This window comes from Paenibacillus aestuarii (assembly GCF_027789125.1).
GTDB classification, from domain to species: Bacteria; Bacillota; Bacilli; order Paenibacillales; family NBRC-103111; genus Paenibacillus_E; species Paenibacillus_E aestuarii.
This window is the reverse complement of record NZ_JAQFVF010000035.1, coordinates 1-18,093: the sequence shown is the minus strand read 5'-3', so window position 1 is coordinate 18,093 and position 18,093 is coordinate 1. Positions and strand designations below refer to the sequence as shown.

Annotated in this window: 10 protein-coding genes and 2 tRNA genes; 4 read left to right on the top strand and 8 right to left on the bottom strand. The window is 50.8% G+C overall.

Translation table 11 applies throughout. The features are described 5' to 3' along the window. Nucleotides 1–20 precede the first annotated feature (20 nt). Nucleotides 21–476 carry a GNAT family N-acetyltransferase gene (locus O9139_RS17120; RefSeq protein ID WP_270880689.1) on the bottom strand — a complete coding sequence of 152 codons (456 nt, stop codon included), beginning with the start codon at nt 474–476 and terminating at the stop codon, nt 21–23. A gap of 229 nt (nt 477–705) precedes the next feature. On the opposite strand from O9139_RS17120, the gene O9139_RS17115 reads away from it, so the two are divergent. Beyond that, entirely contained in the window at nt 706–900 is a 195-nt protein-coding gene (locus O9139_RS17115) for a hypothetical protein (RefSeq protein ID WP_270880688.1), read from the top strand. Between the two features lie 34 nt (nt 901–934). Here O9139_RS17115 and O9139_RS17110 read toward each other — a convergent pair whose 3' ends face one another. From O9139_RS17110 to O9139_RS17090, 5 genes are all read right to left on the bottom strand, one after another. Continuing rightward, a complete protein-coding gene (locus tag O9139_RS17110; protein WP_270880687.1) occupies nt 935–3,124 on the bottom strand; it encodes an alpha-galactosidase in 2,190 nt (729 codons plus the stop codon). Nucleotides 3,125–3,192: 68 nt separating this feature from the next. After that, nucleotides 3,193–9,603 carry an S-layer homology domain-containing protein gene (locus O9139_RS17105; protein WP_270880686.1) on the bottom strand — a complete coding sequence of 2,137 codons (6,411 nt, stop codon included), beginning with the start codon at nt 9,601–9,603 and terminating at the stop codon, nt 3,193–3,195. Between the two features lie 41 nt (nt 9,604–9,644). Beyond that, on the bottom strand, nt 9,645–10,463 hold the full coding sequence (locus tag O9139_RS17100) for a carbohydrate ABC transporter permease (RefSeq protein ID WP_270880685.1): 819 nt from the start codon (nt 10,461–10,463) through the stop codon (nt 9,645–9,647). Beyond that, entirely contained in the window at nt 10,460–11,365 is a 906-nt protein-coding gene (locus O9139_RS17095; RefSeq protein ID WP_270880684.1) for a carbohydrate ABC transporter permease, read from the bottom strand. The genes O9139_RS17100 and O9139_RS17095 overlap by 4 nt, the downstream gene beginning before the upstream one ends. A 72-nt stretch (nt 11,366–11,437) precedes the next feature. Beyond that, nucleotides 11,438–12,763, bottom strand: a complete 1,326-nt coding sequence (locus O9139_RS17090; RefSeq protein WP_270880683.1) for an ABC transporter substrate-binding protein — start codon at nt 12,761–12,763, stop codon at nt 11,438–11,440. A gap of 197 nt (nt 12,764–12,960) precedes the next feature. Between O9139_RS17090 and O9139_RS17085 the strand changes: the two genes are divergently transcribed. The 3 genes from O9139_RS17085 to O9139_RS17075 all read left to right on the top strand — a co-directional run bounded on the left by O9139_RS17085 (nt 12,961) and on the right by O9139_RS17075 (nt 17,765). Beyond that, the gene (locus tag O9139_RS17085) at nt 12,961–14,688 is read left to right on the top strand and encodes a cache domain-containing sensor histidine kinase (protein WP_270880682.1); all 1,728 of its coding nucleotides are present in this window, start codon (nt 12,961–12,963) and stop codon (nt 14,686–14,688) included. Between the two features lie 12 nt (nt 14,689–14,700). Beyond that, nucleotides 14,701–16,212 carry a response regulator transcription factor gene (locus O9139_RS17080; protein ID WP_270880681.1) on the top strand — a complete coding sequence of 504 codons (1,512 nt, stop codon included), beginning with the start codon at nt 14,701–14,703 and terminating at the stop codon, nt 16,210–16,212. A gap of 224 nt (nt 16,213–16,436) precedes the next feature. Further along, complete coding sequence (locus O9139_RS17075) at nt 16,437–17,765, top strand: MATE family efflux transporter (RefSeq protein ID WP_270880726.1); 1,329 nt, start codon at nt 16,437–16,439, stop codon at nt 17,763–17,765. Between the two features lie 60 nt (nt 17,766–17,825). On the opposite strand, the gene O9139_RS17070 is transcribed toward O9139_RS17075, so the two are convergent. Together O9139_RS17070 and O9139_RS17065 are read right to left on the bottom strand one after the other, a co-directional pair. Beyond that, nucleotides 17,826–17,897, bottom strand: a tRNA-Gly gene (locus O9139_RS17070). A 9-nt stretch (nt 17,898–17,906) separates the two neighbouring features. Further along, a tRNA-Tyr gene (locus O9139_RS17065) sits at nt 17,907–17,991 on the bottom strand. Nucleotides 17,992–18,093 lie beyond the last annotated feature (102 nt).

Below are 18,093 nucleotides of genomic sequence, written 5' to 3'. Positions count from 1 at the left end.
ATGAAGCAGACCAGCATCTTTTATAATTCCATTGTCATAAAAATGCTGTACGGATCTTCCTCGTAATCGGCAAACGGTCCGCAATCCTGAAACCCAACGCTTGCGTACAGCGTTCTTGCCGGGGAAAAAGCTTCCATCGAACCGGTCTCCAAGCTCAGCCGTTTGTAGCCGCGCTGCTTGGCTTCCGTGATGATGTGTTCCAGAACCCGCCTGGCCACGCCTTTGCGGAGATGTGCGGTTGCAGTTCGCATGGATTTCAATTCGCCATGCTGCTCATCCAATTGTTTCAGCGCCCCGCATCCCAGCAGCTCCTCTTCTTCCCATGCGCTCCAGAACGTCACATCCGGCTGCTTCAAGCCCTCCAGGTTCAGAGCATGAATGCTTTCCGGCGGGGAATGAAGCGTCATCCCATGCAGATGCTCCGCGATCAATGCCGCTATTTGGGAACCTGTCAAATCATCCTGCTTAATGTCCATATGTTTCCCTCCACATCATGAAGATATCCTACTATTTCCCTTTATTATAGCAGAAAAATATAGACCGTCTCCCAGCTCTTCGCCAGCTGACCTAACTACAACTCTATTCTATGACGGCACGGGCACCGGCACCGGCGCGGACACGGCACCACTACCAGCGCTAATAGGTTTAGAAGTTTATAGATTGGTTAAAACTAGTACTAGATTCGTCGATAGGAGGCGATTGGGTATGAAAAATCCAATCTATATGTCGGGCACCGAACTTGCAGATAGTTTTCGCCGAATATACCAGCCGTTTTGGCTCGTAATTGCCTTTGTTGTATTAATGGGTTCTTTAACCGTATGGGGCGTACAGCAGCGGAAATATCAAGGAATCCAAGATCCCCATGATGTAATCGTGGAAACTAATAAACAGTCCCAATGAGGCCTGCGCCTTAACGGGACTGTTTCAAGTGCTGCTATTTTACTGCCTTAAACCGCCATAGAAGACTTTGAAAATCTCCATGAAGATCAGGCAGGAATATGCCTGCATACATCAGCTCATCTCCGCCATACCTCTCATCCGTTCCTTCCATCTCGTAGACGTATTCAGGATGCAAACCCTTCAACCGGAGCTGTTTCGTCGGCTCATTCGATTCTGCGAGCACCTTAAAATAAGCGACCAGCGCTTCCGACTGGTCTTCTGCAACAAACATCCAGGCCGCCTCGCTACCGTCAAACGGGCTCAAAATCCGATGAAAGCTGCCCTGTTGAACCAGCTCTCTCACTTCCTTGTACGTGGCAATTTGCAAGATGGCCAGTTCTCTTTCTTCCTCCGTGAACGCCGTCAGATCTAATTCGTAGCCAAAATTGCCGGACATCGCCACATCACCGCGCATCTTCAACGAGGTGGAACGGTGCATTTGATGATTCGGCACAGCCGAGATATGCACCCCCATGGCGCTTACGGGGTAGACCAGACTGGTCCCGTACTGAATCTTCAGGCGGGCCACCGCGTCGGTGTTGTCGCTTGTCCACGTCTGCGGCATGTAATGCAGAATGCCCGGATCGAATCTGCCGCCGCCACCGGAGCAGCTTTCGAACAAAACATGCGGGAAGGCCGCCGTAATCTCGTCCATAATGCGGTATAACCCCAGCATGTACCTATGCGCGGTCTCCTTCTGCCGGTTCGGGGCGAGCTTCGCGGAGCCGATTTCCGTCATATGGCGGTTCATGTCCCATTTGACATAAGAGATCGGCGCCCCCGCCAAAATACTTGAAACCCGGCGCACGACTTCCGCGCAGACGTCTTCTCTGCTTAAATCCAGCACAAGCTGATTTCTGCCAAGCGTCCGATCACGGCCAGGAACGTGCAAGCACCAGTCCGGATGCGCGCGGTAAAGGTCACTGTCAGGGGATACCATCTCCGGCTCAAACCATAGCCCGAACTGCAGGCCTTGTTCATTGACGCGCTTAGCCAAGTGGTCCAGACCGTGCGGAAGCTTGTCACGGTTCACGTACCAGTCGCCGAGCGAGCTGGTATCGTCGTTTCTGCGCCCGAACCAGCCGTCATCCAGCACGAACAGCTCGATGCCGAGCTCGCCTGCGGCCTTGGCGATCGCTTCGATTTTTTCTTCGCTGAAGTCAAAATAAGTCGCTTCCCAGTTGTTAATTAATACAGGTCTGCTTTGATCGCGGTAAATTCCCCGGCACAACCGGGTACGGTACAGTTTATGAAACGTTCTGGACATGCCTCCCAATCCTTCAGCGGAGTATACGAGCACAGCTTCAGGTGTCTGGAACGTCTCGCCAGGCTCAAGCAGCCAGGTAAAATCAAAAGGATTGATGCCCATCGATACCCGTGTATGATAAAAAGGGTCGACTTCAATCGTCGCGCTAAAGTTACCGCTGTAAACGAGGCTGAACCCGTAAACATCCCCGTGATCCTCGTCGGCGTTCGGCTGAAGAAGCGCAACAAACGGATTGTACTGATGGCTGCTGGCCCCTCTGCTGCTGCCGATCGATTTGCTGCCGCTTGTGACGGCTGAACGCTCGACATGCCTTTCCTTCGCCCAAGTGCCGGCCAGATGCAGCGCATCATAGTTTGCATGGGGCATATCGACACTCATACTTAACGCGCGCGCGAGCTTCAAGCTGTGATCCGAGTTATTCAGGAAACGAACCGACCGAGCCAGCGCATTATGCTGTTCAAAAACGGAGTAAAGCAGCGTCGCCTGCAAGCCGCTAATTTGGTCCTTCAGCTCGATTTCGAGCGTCCAAGCTTCGTCCTGTTGTTCGACATAAGTGGCAGGCAGTCCCGCTAACTGCGGTTTTCCTTCATAGATGCGGTAACCGGCATACCGTAAATCAGTGATGCGCGAGCCGTTCTCCAGCTCGGTTTCCAATGCAGGATGCCGGTAATCGCCCTGGCCATACGCGGGATATTCTTGCGGCAATGTGTCTAACGAAAACATTCGTTTCCCGCTTCCTGTATTCGGAGAGAAAGGACGATCGATAAACGGGGGCAGCTTGGGCGCATGCCGGCTATGCAGCTTTTTGCCCCAATACACATGCGCAAGATGGCCTGAAGGCAGAATCTGTATGATATAACTGGTTTCTTTGGCTTGTAAATGAAATTGCTTACTGGACTCCTGGTAAAAAATAGGCATAACAGAGCTCCTCCGCTCTCTTTTTAGTAGAAAGCAAGCACCAACTCATCGTTGGTGCTTGCGATAGTTTACTTCAGCATGCGGTAGATTAACGCGGCAGCTTCGGCACGCGTAGAAATGCCGCCAGGTACGAATTTATCGGCTTCGCGTCCATTAACAAGTTGGAGCGCTGCCGCCTCTTTGACATCAACGAGAGCCCATGGTGCAATGGCTGACTCATCGCTAAAGGATACGGCCGCTTTGTCATTCGGCTTCGTCCCTTTGGCGAGCGCGTATGCGCGCATCAGCATCGTAACCATTTCTTCGCGGGTGATTTGCATGTCGGGAGCAAATGCCTGATCGCTCCTGCCGCCGGCAATTCCTGCCTTCACCGCGATCGCAATAGGCTCGGCGTACCAAGCCTGCGCATTTACGTCAGCAAACTTCTGCTCGCCCGCCGCCGTTAAATGCAGCGCTCTGACAAGCAAAGCTGTGAATTCCGCACGTGTTACAGAGCGTTCCGGCTCAAAAGCAGTGTCGCTTGTTCCATTCGCAATGTGCCTCGCCGTCAGCGCTGCAATGGCTTCCGCAGCCCAGTGAGTGGACGGGACATCGGCAAATGATTTTTTGAACGCCAGAACTGCGTATTTGCTAAAATGATGAATCTCCGCCACCAGCTCGCCTTGCTCGAATCGTCCGCCGACATACTCCAGCTGTCCGTTATCAGCGATGTAGTAAATGCCGAGCAAATCCGGATTCATCGCTGCATCCGTCTTCAAGCGAATCGTCAGCGGCTGATTAAAGCTGCTTAGGCTGCTTGTCACATGACCATCTTTGGTGACCAGCGATAAGCTAAAATCAAAAATCTCGCCTGATAATTGAAGATCCGCACCGCTAAGCGTTTCTCCCTTGGCAAGGAGACTTTGGGCTTCGGTACCGGAGAGCGGCTTCACGCTCAGTTGGATCGTGCTCGTTAGCAGATCGTCGCCTGAAAGCTGATCTGCAAGCTGTGCCAGCACTTCGGCTGGAATGGTAAGCGACAGTTTATCCGATTGGATTACCAGTGGATGTCCGGCAAGAAGCTCCGCTGAGCGAGCAGGAAGCGCGACCTGCAGCACATCCGACGAAATCGGAATGGATACGCTGCCTTCAGCGTTAAGCTGCGCAAGATCCTCGGAAGTCACGAGCTGTGTGCCCGTTTGCGGTTGTTCCGGTTGCGATGGTGAGCCGCTTCCGCCACTGTTTACACTGCCGCCATTCCCTTTGTCATCTCCGGACTTCGGCAGCACGTTCACTTGAATCGCGCCTGTATCCGCCTTCGTTTGATTCGCCAGTTTCGTCACTTCCAGCACCAGATATACAGTCGTATACTTCACCGGCGGTGTAATGTTGCCATACGTGTCCAGTACCACGGTGTTACTGGAGCTCTTAATGCCGATGGTGAATCCTGGCGGCACCTGCGGCAGCGCTAACGAAAGCGCATCCTTCGCAGGTTGCGCGATGGCTGTGATCCCGGCTGCTATCTCAGCAGCTGTCGAACCCGCAGGCACGACGACAGGTATGCTGTTTGTGAGTGCTTGCGAATGGTCGGATTCTGCGGTTACTTCTAACACAAGATGAACCGTCACATCGGTATCCTGCGGCTGAATCGCTCCATACGTAGCAATGACAACCGGATCGCTTGAGCTATGAATCGCTATTGTGAATCCTGCAGGAACCGTTGGCAGGATTAACATAACGGCATCCTTCGCCGGCGGAGCAATCGACGTAATGCCGGCTGCTATTGCCAGTACGCTTCCTTCCGCTACTTGCAGCCCATCCATCGCCGAGCGCACTTCGGCTGCAGCCGCATCAATATCCGCTTGGCCGGCCGTCGGATTATTGAACACCAGATCCGCATTCGTCATTGCGGATTGCATAACTTCCCATGAACGCTCGGTATAATTGCTTGCAACAAGCGATTGAGCCGCGTTCAGGGCTTTGCCGAGCTCCGTTTTGTCTACGTTGACAAAAAGCTGAATTTCCGCCACGTTACCATGCGACCCGTTCGTACCCAGCCAACGGTAATAACGATAGCCCGTCGTATTGCTCAGGTTTTTGATGAACCAGGATGAAGACGTGCCATTCGAGATCGCATCCGTAATCGTTAACAAGTCCACATAGCCGCTGGATTGCGACGTGTTGGAACCCTGCAGCTTCGCACCGAAAATGCGGGCTGCATTCGAGCCGGTACGCGGCAGGAAGCGAATGACATTGGCCGCAACAGGCTGGCCGAAGTCCCAACCGACATAAGGCTCGCTAGTGCTATGATCGAAGAACGTGCTCGTACTGCCGTCAAAAACGTTGGTCGGCGGGTAGGAACCGCTGCTCGTCGAACCGAACACTTTGCCGTTACCATTGCCGTTCATCGTCAAATTCGTAATGGCTGACATTTGATGAAAGGCGATCAAAGAATTGTAGACAGACGAACCGCCGACTTCCGTGGCTGTCACTTGATAAGCCCCTTCCGCTGTGGCGTACAGCAATCCGCCGTTTGGATCGATCGTGGCCGCCGTGCTCGCTGAACCGTCAGCATTCGCCACCGTCCACTTCCACGTGCCCAGCGGTGCCTGCATTTGCACAAAGCGGCTTCCATATACGTCGGCTGTCACCGTATTGGCTTGAATAACAGGCACACCGCCGGACGATGTGGGCATACTGGCCACTTTGCTCATCGCTGCTTTCAAAGCCTCGTAGGCGTTATCCACATCGGCTTGCTTCGCCGCAGGATCGCTGTTCACGCTCTGAGCAGCTGCCAAAGCAGCTTGCAGATTCGCCCAATCTTCTTCCGTGTCAAAATTGTCAGCTTTCAATTTCGAGGCACTATCGATGGCGGAAACGAGCGCGCTTTTATCGACATCTTGCACGATGGTTAACGCTTTGCTCGGATCAATCGAGCGGATCGCTTCGTTTAAAGCGACGGCTGTGAAGAAAGCGGTGTCCCGGCTAATATTAAAAGTCGAATAACCGGCGTATTTATCCTTGACGCCTAATGCATTGATATAGGCCTTCTGGAAATTCTCCTGCATGCCTTCCCAGTTCGGGCTGCTCGACTTCTGGGTGAAGCCCCCGCTTCCCGTCTTGTCGCCGGCATAGGCGGATATGGACTTAGCCGCATTGATGACGGAAGCCAGCGTGGCGTCTCCGCTAAAGTCCGTACCGGATGAGGTCACGGTGACGATACTCGTAATAGGCGGCAAGCTTGGATTCGCCATACTCGTTCCCGTAACAGTGGCTGTACCGGTTCCACGCGCAATGACTAAACCATTTTTGTCAACCATCGCCACGTTCGGCTTGTCACTCTTCCACAAAATCCGTTTATCATATGCGTTAACGGGACTGATGAATGCCGTCAGCTGCAGTCTGTCCGTCGCCGACACTTTCGCTGTGGAAGCGTCCGTACTGCCTGGACCGTAAATCGTCGCTTTGCCCGGACTGACCATCGTCAGGCTTGTCGGCACTGTAGAAGCGTCAGCGACTTTGACCTTGATCGTCTGCGCCACGCCGCCATCATCTGCGCTTGTCGCCGTGACGGTAACATTGGCCACTTTATTCGCGCCTGTTCCTACCGCTTTCAGCGTAGCTGTGTGGCCATGCCCTTCCACCGTTACCACACTGCTGTCCGATGAAGACCATGTCACCATGCCGCCAGCGTTCCCGTATACAGTGGCCGTCACTACAGCACTATCACTGCCATTACCACCTTGGTAGATCAGATTGGCAGCATATTTATCCAAAGCAAGATCTGTCACATGCGACGTTGCATCCGTTATATCGTTCATTACCATATAACGGGTATCAGCATGCGCATCAAAAATAATTTTGCCGCCATGGATCGTATACGGCACTGCATCACCCAAGGTGTTGTCATTGTTGACAACTTGAATGACAGGTTTGCCGGCCGACCATGGATGGACCAGCGCGATTTGCCCCTCTCGCCGGCTGTGGATGTCCACGTAAGGAACCGTTTGCGTCGCTGCGTCAAACGTACTGGACACTTCCACATTCCCCTTGGCGCCTAAGCGCTCGAACGATACGGATCGCGACTGATCCCAATTCGGGAACACCCAGATCGTGCTCGGCATATTCGGCGTAGTATCGCTCTGCAGCAGCATCGAATTCAAGCCCTCCATGGAGGCGATCGTCTCGACAGCACCACCGCTGCCATAATAGGTCAAGTTGCTGCTTCGGAGTTTGGCTTTCAGCGCTGTCTTGAACTTGGCGAGCAGATCTGCCGCTGGCCAACCCGCTCTTGCAGCGATGGCATACACTTTGGGGAAGCCGTTATTTTGACTGCTCCAGCCGGCAAAGCCGCTCGCCGCCCAAGCGTTCATATATTCCAGCGTATTCCGCACCTTTTGCAGCAGCTCTTTGTCACCGTCCAGCATTTGCGCATTTTCGAACGGGAAGACGACACCTTCCAGCTCAACAGGCTGATCCCCGGGCTCGATCATGTCCACATGCGGCTGGTCAGGCGATTGATAATCCGTCGCGATGAGCGTAGGCACCAGATTGCCGGTATTCGCCGCATTAAAAATCCCTTTCGGCAGCATCGCCTCCGGATAGGCGGTATGTTCCATTAGATCCTGCCAACGATCGATATTCGCCTGATCCTCGTTCATTGCCGCAGCATGCGAGATGAGGAATTTGGACATGTACTTAATCGCCCCGATATCCAGATCGGGATTGATGTCAGCCGCATCCCCTTCGTGAATGGACGAGCCGATGACGGAGTAGTGGTACTGTCCATTACTATCATCCTGCTTTAATACATAAGAACTGTAGAACGTAAGCAAGTCTTTCAGGTATGGATACAGCACATCTCGCAGATAACCGTCATCCAGCGTGTATTCGTAGTAGAAAATCATCGGCACCACGGCGAACATGCCGTTCGATTTCTGATCCGTGGATCCCGAGCTAAATCCATAGGTTTTCGTTGCCGCTTTCGGGTCGGCATCGACTTGCGCTTGAGCCATGAGGTGAAACGGAGATAGCGTTCGCACATGAACAGCTCCATCGAACCCTTGATCAACCGCATTGTTGATTTGCCAAGGACGGTCATAGGCAATCACCCTGTTGTAAGGAACAGCGGTCTCGATTCTGTTCGTTGAGCCTGAAGCGTAATAATGGGCTTGTTGGTTATAATTCAGGAAGTATCTTCCGCCCCAGCCCACATTATCCGCAGGCACCCATTCGCCGTACATCGAGGCCGGGAGGTTCTGCGCATTCACTTTGCCATTCGCGCTTGTCGGTCTGTTCGAGCTACCAAGAATGTACAAAGAGCTGTAATAGTACTGGTTCAGTTCAACATCATTAAACTGGGCGTAGCTCTTCAGCCAGTAATTTTTCCACCAGTTCAGATGCTCCGCTTTCAATTGATCGATCGCGCTCTTCGACGTGTAAGCGGTAAGCCCGCTCACGGCCTTCGTCTGCACATCGGACACAGAGCCGATCTGGTCATAAGCACCGCTGCTGCTCGCGAAATAGGTCACGAGATAGACGGATGCGTTCGCGCCAACGGTGAAATCGCCGGACTCGCCGAGCGAGTTATAATACTTCCCTTTGTTACTGTCATAGTAGTCATTGGCTTCGATTTTCTCTTTGGTATTCGTGAGCGTAGTGCCTACCACCGTTGTGGCTGTCGCCATGCGGCTCCTGAAGCCCGTCGTATTGCCGGAGTTCCCCGCATTCGTATCCCGTGTTGTCCACAGGACCGGATTGGCGCCCGTCATATCGATGCCCCCTGTATAGGGGTAAGTTGTCTGCGCATCCGTTAAATCTGTCGCGCTGCCGCTTGCGTAGGCCATCGCCGGAACCCATTGCTTCGTATTCAGGGTGATGCTGTCGCTGCTTTTATTTTGAACCTCAGTGACAAATACATTGTCCGTATCAGCCGTCCACGACCGCAGCTCAATATCGGCATCATTGCCCTTATCATTCGATAGCTGCATCTGGGTAACGACTTGAGCGTTCAAAATATCTTGCTTCATCTGAAACGAAGCTGCCGACTGGCTGCCACCGCCCTGGGTCGGCCATATATCCAAGCCGCCTCCCGACAAGATGCCGGCGTTGTCCTTCACAGAACTACCCTGCGCATGCAGCGTTCCCCAGAAATCGTTCTTGGCAAAATAAAACTGCTGGGAGGTAGGAGATACACCTGCGGCAATCGCTCCAATATCGCCATTGCCCATGAGCTGCCCTGTTGTGTAGCTCCCCTTATCGACATCGCTGATATTGAGCGGAGTGGTGATCGATCCGTAAACGTTGGATAAGACATCATGAATCTCGGACCAATCGTCTTGCTGTAAATGATCGAATACCGCCTGAGGCGGTGTGAAGCCGGAAGCTGCATGCACGGTGCCGGTACCTGTTGTCAAACCGAACGTGCTTGTCACCACTAATGCAGGTACAAGCATAGTGGATATCCACTTGCGCGCTGGTCGGTGCAGAACTGAAATCATGCGTATCCTCTCCTTCATAAATCGTCATTGAATGGATGTCTCTACCCTTTGACAGCGCCGTCAACCATGCCTTTGATGAAGTATTTTTGCAGTAATAGATACACCACGGTTAATGGCATCATGCCGATCAAGCAGCCTGCGGCTACCCAATTTACATTGCTTTGGAATTGCGAGATAAATCCGGATAAAGCAACCGGAATGGTCATCATTTGCTTTTTTTGCAGGAAAAATACCGAGAATTGATAATCGTTCCAGACTTGAACGCCGATCAAAATGACGACCGTTGCCGTAATCGTCTTGAGTAACGGCATAATAATCCGGAAGAAAATCCCGAACCGGCTGCAGCCGTCAATGAGACCAGCCTCGTCCAGCTCACGGGGAACCGAGTTGATAAAGCCTGTAAATAAGAAAATCGTAATCGGCAGGGCAAATGCCACCTGCGTGAGAATAATCGCCCAGTAGCTGTTAATCCCGTGCAAATCCACCACAAGTTTATACAAAGGAACCAGGATGGTGAGCGCAGGAACAATGAGACAAGAGATGCTGAGCGTATAAATGAAGTTATTCCATTTCGTCTGATATCTTGCCAGCGGATAAGAGGCGAGCGCGCCGATGAGTACCACGAAGACGACAACGGAAATTGTGATGATACTGTTATTCAAAATAGCTCTGTTCAGCTGAGCCGCTTTCCACGACTCGGCGAAGTTTTGCAGATACAGCGTTTTGGGCAGTACCCATTTGCTGCTCGTGTCCTGGGCCGGCTTAAACGACATGCTGATCAACACATAAAAAGGAATGATGTGAATGACAAAAATCACAGCGGCAATGAAATAAGCCAGTCCGTTTCTACGCTTCTTCACATCTTCACTTCCTTTCTTCGCAGCAGGTACAGGGCGGTAAGACCAAAGAAACAGATAAAAATGAACATGACAATGCCCAGCGCTGCCGCATAACCGGCATCTTGGCGAGCAAAATACAAGTTATACATCATCGTCGATAAGGATTGCGAGGCATAGCCAGGACCTCCCTTGGTCATCGCCATGATGACGTCAAACAACTTGAGTCCGCCAATGATGTTGAGGACAATGTTGATGGTGATAGCAGGCATGAGAAGCGGAAGCGTAATGTTCTTGAACTTCGCGCCCGACTGCGCCCCATCGATATCGGCAGCCTCATAATACTCCTTCGAAATCGATTGCAGGCCGGCCAAATAAATGATCATGGCAACGCCCATGTACTGGAAGGTATTGACCAAGGTGATGATCCATACGGCGCGAGGCCCCGAAGCTAACCAATCGAGAGGCTCCAGATGAAGCAGCAGCAGTACATCATTCACAGCACCGCCGTCGTATTGGAAGAAGAAGTAGCAAATATATCCCATAATTAGCGGGCTGATAATGACGGGAAGATAGACAATGGTACGAATCAGTCCCTTGCCCCGAATCTTCTGATCGAGGAACAGGGCATACGCCAAGCCGAGGAAATTTTGCAGCAGCGTGCTTCCCAGACCGTAGATGAGCGTATTTTTCATCGTCAGCAGCACCTTTTGATCCGTAACCATCATCTTATATTTGTCCCAACCTACCCATGCATAATGCTGTGAATAACCGTCCCAATTGGTGAACGATATTTTCACCCCTTGAATCAGCGGATAAAAGATGAAAACGGCAAACAGCAGCATGGCGGGAACATACATTATATTTAGCGCAGCAGATGATTTAAACCATTGGCGCAGTAGACTCGGTTGCCCTCCTGATTTCATGTAGCTCCCATCCTTTATGAAAAGGAATAACCCGCAGACCTTATGCAGCAACATCTACGGGCTATTCTTTTTTTATTTAGCTGCTCGCAGACGATCAAATTCTTTTTTCATATTTTCCGAGAATTGACTTGGAGTAATAGCGCCTGCCAGCATATCCTGGCCGTTCTTGCACATCACATCCCACATGCCGTTCGGCAAGTACTCCCGGTCAAAGTAAGGGAACACTGGCACATCTTTGTACGTCTCAAAATCTTTCGTCAAGTCTCCGGCATCCACCGCCACGCCTTTAATTCCCGGAGGAAGCACCTGGGCTTTCGCCACTTTCGCAACATTTTCCGGCTTCGCATAGTAAGCCACGAACTTCTTCGCTGCTTCTGCGTTTGGTGTATCCTTCCAGATTCCCCACGTCGTTTTCTCTCCGCCGGCAAAAGTCGTCTTATCGCCTGCAACCGCAGCCTGGATCGGCATAAGGCCGCCTTTGACATTCGGATTCGTTTTCTTCGCTTCTTCGATGAGGAAAGGACCGTAGAAACCGAACGCCACTTTGCCCTCCGCAAACGCTTTGGCCGAATCATCGTACTTGGCTGTCAGAACGTCCTTATTCAAGTAGCCTTTTTTCTGCAAGTCAAGGAACATCTGCGGCAGTTGATCAAAGTTTTTCCAATCAAAGGAGCCATCCTTCAATTCCTTGCCAAAGCTTTTGTTACCGCTCACAAAATAGGAACTCGCCATGAAATCAAAAAATTGCCCGATTGGCCAGCTGTCAGCGCCACCGATATGAATCGGTGTCACTTTGCCACCGCTTTTGGTCTTGATGTCTTCGCAAGCCTGCAGCAGTTCTTCAATCGTGGTCGGCACCTTGATGCCGTATTGATTAAGAACATCAGCGTTATAAACAGGACCGGATTTATCCTGATCGATCGGAAGCGCATACACTTTGCCGCTCTCGTCGGTTACAGCCGGTTTGATGTTAGCATCCAGTTGGCTTACCCAAGGCTGATCTTTGAGATCGAGCAAATAGTTGCCATAGCGGATTTTCGCCCAACCATGCGTCGAGAATACGTCCGGCATCGAGTTCGACGCCATCTTAATCTTCATAATATTTTCGTACTCGGCGCCAGGGGCGCTGAATTCAACATGAATGTTCGGATTCTCTTGTTCAAAACTTTTTGCAATCCCCTGCAGCACGTTCGCAGGCTCACCGACAATATTTGTCGCAACCGTAAGGGTTACTTGCTTTCCTGTGTCGGTGCTCTTCGCCGTCGAAGCAGGCGTTCCGGGAGTCGGGCTGGCGCTGGCACTGCTGCTACTGCTGCTATCTCCGCTGCCGCATGCGCTCAGGACGGTTCCTGCAACCAGCATGACTGACAATACGGTAAACACTTTTGATTTCCTCATACATATCCCCCTCGATGAGTTTTGTATAGACCCTCTATACTTCCCCAATAATATCAGTGCTGATTACGCTTTCATATGTGCCAAATCAACAGACCATGCGCTCATTTCTACACATGCTGGATTCATTATACTTGATCAAAAATAAAGTTGACCAATCCTCCCCAAGACCGTATTCTCTTTCATAAGGGAGTGTTGCTATGACCTTTTTCCGCACATTGAGATTCAAACTCATCGGCATTTACCTGCTGTCCATCGTTACCCCGATCATTATCTTAGCTTTTGTTCTTCCATTTTTTAGCGAACGCTTGATTACCAAAGAAACCGAGAAGCTCACAACCGGAACGATCAACGCGTTGGCACTCAATATCGAGACGTATCTGGATGATTTGGAACGCCTGTCCTCTTCGCCTTATTTGAACGACGAGGTCATGCGGGCGCTGAAACTGAAAGCCAGCAACCGTTACGAGAATGCCGACGCCTACACCCGATTGCAAACGGACAGAGCTTTATCCGTCACCATGCCGAATTATTTGATCAATACGCGCAATGATATTCTGAGCACGATCACGATCTCCAACGGCAACGGCGGCGTGTACATGACCTCCCGTTCTAATTTATCCAGACTGGTGTCCGACTACCCATTTTCCACACAGGACTGGTATAAGAAAGCGCTTGAAGCCGACGGCAAGGCCGCTTTTATCAGCTCCCACCCGCAGGATTACATCGTCAACTCCAAGGCGTCCCGCGTTTTTTCCGTAGCGCGCCTGATCAAGGATCCTGATTCTCGAGAGCCTCTGGCTGTCATTCTGGCGGATGCGGATACCGTCGTCCTGGAGAAGATTACGAAGGACATCACCTTCAACGTAAGCTCCATCATTGCCGTCCTCGATGAGAATAAACGGATCATCTATGCCAATCATCCGATTCCACAGGAGATGAAGCGTCAACTTGAGCAAAGTGATACACCGGACACTATTGAAAATCCGTCTTATGTAACCGTTTCAAAAAAGCTCGCCACTTCGAATTGGAACGTCGTTGTTCTGTTAGCGAGCGCCGAAGTGAAAGCGAAAGTCCGTTGGATTTATTTCGTCGCTGTACTGCTGTCCGTCGTCAGTCTGATTGTCACTTTCTTCATGTTTCATTACTTCTCTCGCTGGATCATCACACCGTTCAAGCGCATGGTGGAAGTGATGAAAGAGGTTAAAAAGGGAAATCTGGAAGCCCGCTATTCAGTCAACAATATGGACGAAATCGGCCAGCTGGGAGAGTCGTTCAATAAAATGATCAATCAGCTGGACGAGTTGATTAATCGCGAATACAAGGCTGTTCTGGCTCAGCGCAATGCCGAGTATCGCGCACTGCAATCACAAATTCAGCCCCATTTTCTATATAACACCCTCAATGGCATCATCGGCTTGAACCGGGCCGGAGAGACGAAAAAGCTGGAGGCGGCCGTGTTCTCCCTAAGCGGCATGCTGCGCTACATTCTTGGAGATAGCCAATCAGCGACGCTCAAGGATGAATTTGAGTTTCTGCAAAAGTATGCCTTGCTGCAGCAGCTGCGATTTGATGAAAGATTAACGATGATCTTCCAATTAGACGAGGCCGCCGCCTCCTTCCCGATCCCGAAGCTTCTGCTGCAGCCAATTGTGGAAAACGCCATTATTCATGGCGTAGAGCCGTCCGATGAGCCGTGTGTCGTCCGCATCACAGCCGCCATGGAGCGGGCCGATGAACAAAGTTGCTTGCGAATCGAAATGTCTGACAACGGTGTCGGCTTCGAGGCAGCTCCTGACGACGCGCAGCAGCATATCGGGATTGCCAATGTCAAAGCCAGATTGTTAATGTCTTATGAAAAGGCTGAGTTAAATTTATCCAGCTCACCGGGGGCGGGAACCTTAGTAACCATTTTGATTCCGATATAAGGAGTGGAGAGCATGAATGTCCTCATTGCCGATGATGAAAGCCTGGTTCGATCCAGCCTGCGGAGCATGCTGAGCGAGCTGGAGCTTCCGATTCAAGTGGTTGGCGAAGCCAAAAATGGCGAGGAACTCGTGGAGCTTGCGGAGAAGCTGGCCCCCGATCTCGTCTTCGTCGATATCCGCATGCCGAAGCTGAATGGCCTCGATGCCATTCAACTCGTTAAGGACCGCTGCCCATCCACGCAATGGGTGGTGCTGACGGGCTTTGCCGAGTTCGATTATGCGAGGAACGCCTTAAAGCTGGGAGCCAAAGAATATTTGCTTAAGCCGGCGACGCCAGAAGATTTGCACAGCTGTATCCGTCGAGCTTACGAGACATATGTCGAGGATTTGGCCGCCGCCAATCGGCACTTCGAGCAGGATATCCTGCTGTTGACGACAGGGGCCAAATCCGTAGCAGATATGGACACCAGCGCTTATTATCGCAGCTTTCAATGTAGAGCGACTGTATTTTATCTCGATAGCTTCCTGAATGAAAGCAAAAAAATGGAATTAAGGGCTCGATTTGTCCATGTATTGCATCAATGCTCGGCGAGCAAACTGACGCATCGAGGTGTCCGATTCGCGATCACAACGCTGCATAATGGAAACCTTGCTTTGTTCATGGCATGGGATGCCTCTTCTTCATTAAATAGCTCCGCTGCTTTGCGTAAGGAGTTTCATCAGTGTGTCGAACACGAAGCTGCGCTTTTCAATAATAGCTCCTGCTTATTGACGGCTTATCAGACGGAGGCCAGCTCGGACTTAGGGCAAATTAGCGAGCAGCTCCGGGTTATTGAAGCTTGTTCCCCTTCCCGCAGCGTGCAGGCAGGTCGGTTCCTTCCCTACCCGGAAGTCGTCCGAATGAACAAACAGACGGAGCTTCAAGCGCTGGGCCAGCACTTGGAAACGCTGTGCAGACTGTTTACTGAGAAGGACTATGTCCATTATTCGAAGGAACACGCTTTCTTAAAGAAAGCGTTTACGGATAAGCTGCTGCATGACGCAAAAGTCGTGCAAGCGGTTTGCAATTTTCTTCAATGTGCCATTGATTTTGAAATCTCCTTCAGCCTGCGTGACGATACAGAGAAATGGTTCGCCGCCCTGCTCAGTCACGGTGAAAAAATGCTTTCTGAACGTTCCCCCGACGAGAAGCTGCAAGGAGACTGGATTCAGTTAGTTATTCAATACGTGAACCACAACTATATGAACGACATCGGCATTGGACAAATCGCTGGGGAGTTCAATGTGACCCCCAATTATTTAAGTTCATTATTTCATAAGAAGCAGGGCGTCACCTTTGTCAAATTTCTGACGGAGACGCGCATGCTGAAAGCCAAGGAGTTGCTTCTCAAGCATCCGGCGATGAAGGTGCAAGAGGCTGCTGAGAAAGTCGGCTATCATAGCACACGGCATTTTACCAAGCTGTTTAGCGAGTACTTTGGTTTTTACCCTTCAGAGCTGCGGGAACGAGCCTTACATATATAAAAGATTCATGCCTATCACCCATCACGAACTGTTAAGGTTTGGAATGGGTTTTATTTTATAGACATAATTGTGTTTTGTTCATATAATAATAGATGATTCATAAATTTGTTTACTTATCTCCTCCGACATAGGTGAGCAAAAAAAACACTACACCACAGATAGGAGTTTTTACATTGGAAGCGCAAGTGATCCGTCAAGCAAATACCAAACCTTTGCTTCGAACTATGTTTATGTTTTTGATGCCCTTGATTTTAAGCAATGCTCTGCAATCGATCGGTCAATTGGTAGGCAGTGTCGTTGTTGGACGTTATTATGGCGTAGACGCCTTAGCCGCGATTTCGTCGTTCTTCCCCTTATTTTTCCTGTTGGTATCCTTTACGATTGGGATTGGTTCCGGCAGTGCGATCTTAATCGGCCAAGCTTACGGGGAGCGCAACGAAGAAAAATTAAAAGCTGTTGTCGGCACGACGCTCACCTTCACTTTTATTTTGGGGATCGTGCTGTCGCTGTTGGGGGGGATTTTCACCTGGGATATCATGAGTTGGTTGGGTACACCGGCGAATATCATTGAGGTTAGCGTTCATTACGCGCGGATTTTGTTCTGGTCTATGCCCTTTTTATTTCTATACTTTGCTTATACGACATTCATGCGCGGAACAGGCGACTCGAAGACACCCTTTTATTCGCTTCTTGTCAGCACAGCACTTAATTTGCTCTTATTGCCCGTCCTCATCTTTGGCTGGCTTGGATTACCGGCGTTTGGCCTTTATGGAGCGGCTTACGCTTCGGTCATTTCGACCATATTCACTTTCATTTTACTGCTGTTCTATCTGCAAAAAACGAAGCATACGCTCCGGTTCGACGCCGCGACAGCGCATCATCTCAAGATGGACTTTGCCATCCTCAAATTATTGCTGCGCCTTGGGATTCCATCCAGTGTGAATATGATTCTCGTCTCGCTATCGGAGATTGCCGTTATTGCTTTCGTGAATCATTATGGTTCGAATGCTACCGCAGCATACGGCGCCGTCAATCAAGTGGCCAGTTACGTGTCCATGCCTGCGATAAGCATCGGGATTACCGTGTCTATCTTTGCTGCGCAAGCTATAGGCGCTAATCAACTGGAACGGCTGGATAAAGTGCTGCGCACCGGCCTACTGCTGAACTACTTGATCGGCGGCATTCTCATTCTACTCGTTTATCTTTTCTCGGAAAATATTTTATCCTGGTTCCTCACCAGTCAAGAAACGATCCAAATCGCGCATAGCCTGCTTATGATTACCTTATGGAGTTATCTGATTTATGGGCATGCCATGATTGTAACTTCGATTATGCGGGCCAGCGGAACCGTATTGATGCCGACGATCTTCAGCGTCATTTCGATCTGGTGTGTGGAAGTGCCGGCAGCCTTTGTGTTCTCCAATTATACCAGTCTGGGTATACAAGGAATTTGGACCGCCTATCCGATCGCGTTCTTCGTCAGCCTGGCCTTGCAGTATGCTTATTACCGCTGGTCATGGAAAAAGAAACAGATCACCCGAATCATCCACTAGGATGTCCGTGGTAAAACAAAAAAACAGCAAACTTGGATGTTTGCTGGTTTCTTCATATGAAGCGGAAGACGGGATTCGAACCCGCGACCCTCGCCTTGGCAAGGCGATGCTCTACCCCTGAGCCACTTCCGCATATGAAATTGGTGGAGGCTGATGGATTCGAACCACCGAACTCGGAGAGAGCAGATTTACAGTCTGCCGTGTTTAGCCACTTCACTAAGCCTCCGTATAATAAAAAGCCCACCAGGTGGGCATTCGCTTGGCAACGTTCTACTCTCCCAGAACCCTTCGGTTCAAGTACCATCGACGCTGGAGGGCTTAACGGTCG

Excerpts from the sequence above, each read along its gene's own strand:
- O9139_RS17120 (WP_270880689.1), bottom strand. The coding sequence starts at position 476 with ATGGACATTAAGCAGGATGATTTGACAGGTTCCCAAATAGCGGCATTG.
- O9139_RS17115 (WP_270880688.1), top strand. The coding sequence starts at position 706 with ATGAAAAATCCAATCTATATGTCGGGCACCGAACTTGCAGATAGTTTT.
- O9139_RS17110 (WP_270880687.1), bottom strand. The coding sequence starts at position 3,124 with ATGCCTATTTTTTACCAGGAGTCCAGTAAGCAATTTCATTTACAAGCC.
- O9139_RS17105 (WP_270880686.1), bottom strand. The coding sequence starts at position 9,603 with ATGATTTCAGTTCTGCACCGACCAGCGCGCAAGTGGATATCCACTATG.
- O9139_RS17095 (WP_270880684.1), bottom strand. The coding sequence starts at position 11,365 with ATGAAATCAGGAGGGCAACCGAGTCTACTGCGCCAATGGTTTAAATCA.
- O9139_RS17090 (WP_270880683.1), bottom strand. The coding sequence starts at position 12,763 with ATGAGGAAATCAAAAGTGTTTACCGTATTGTCAGTCATGCTGGTTGCA.
- O9139_RS17085 (WP_270880682.1), top strand. The coding sequence starts at position 12,961 with ATGACCTTTTTCCGCACATTGAGATTCAAACTCATCGGCATTTACCTG.
- O9139_RS17080 (WP_270880681.1), top strand. The coding sequence starts at position 14,701 with ATGAATGTCCTCATTGCCGATGATGAAAGCCTGGTTCGATCCAGCCTG.
- O9139_RS17075 (WP_270880726.1), top strand. The coding sequence starts at position 16,437 with ATGTTTATGTTTTTGATGCCCTTGATTTTAAGCAATGCTCTGCAATCG.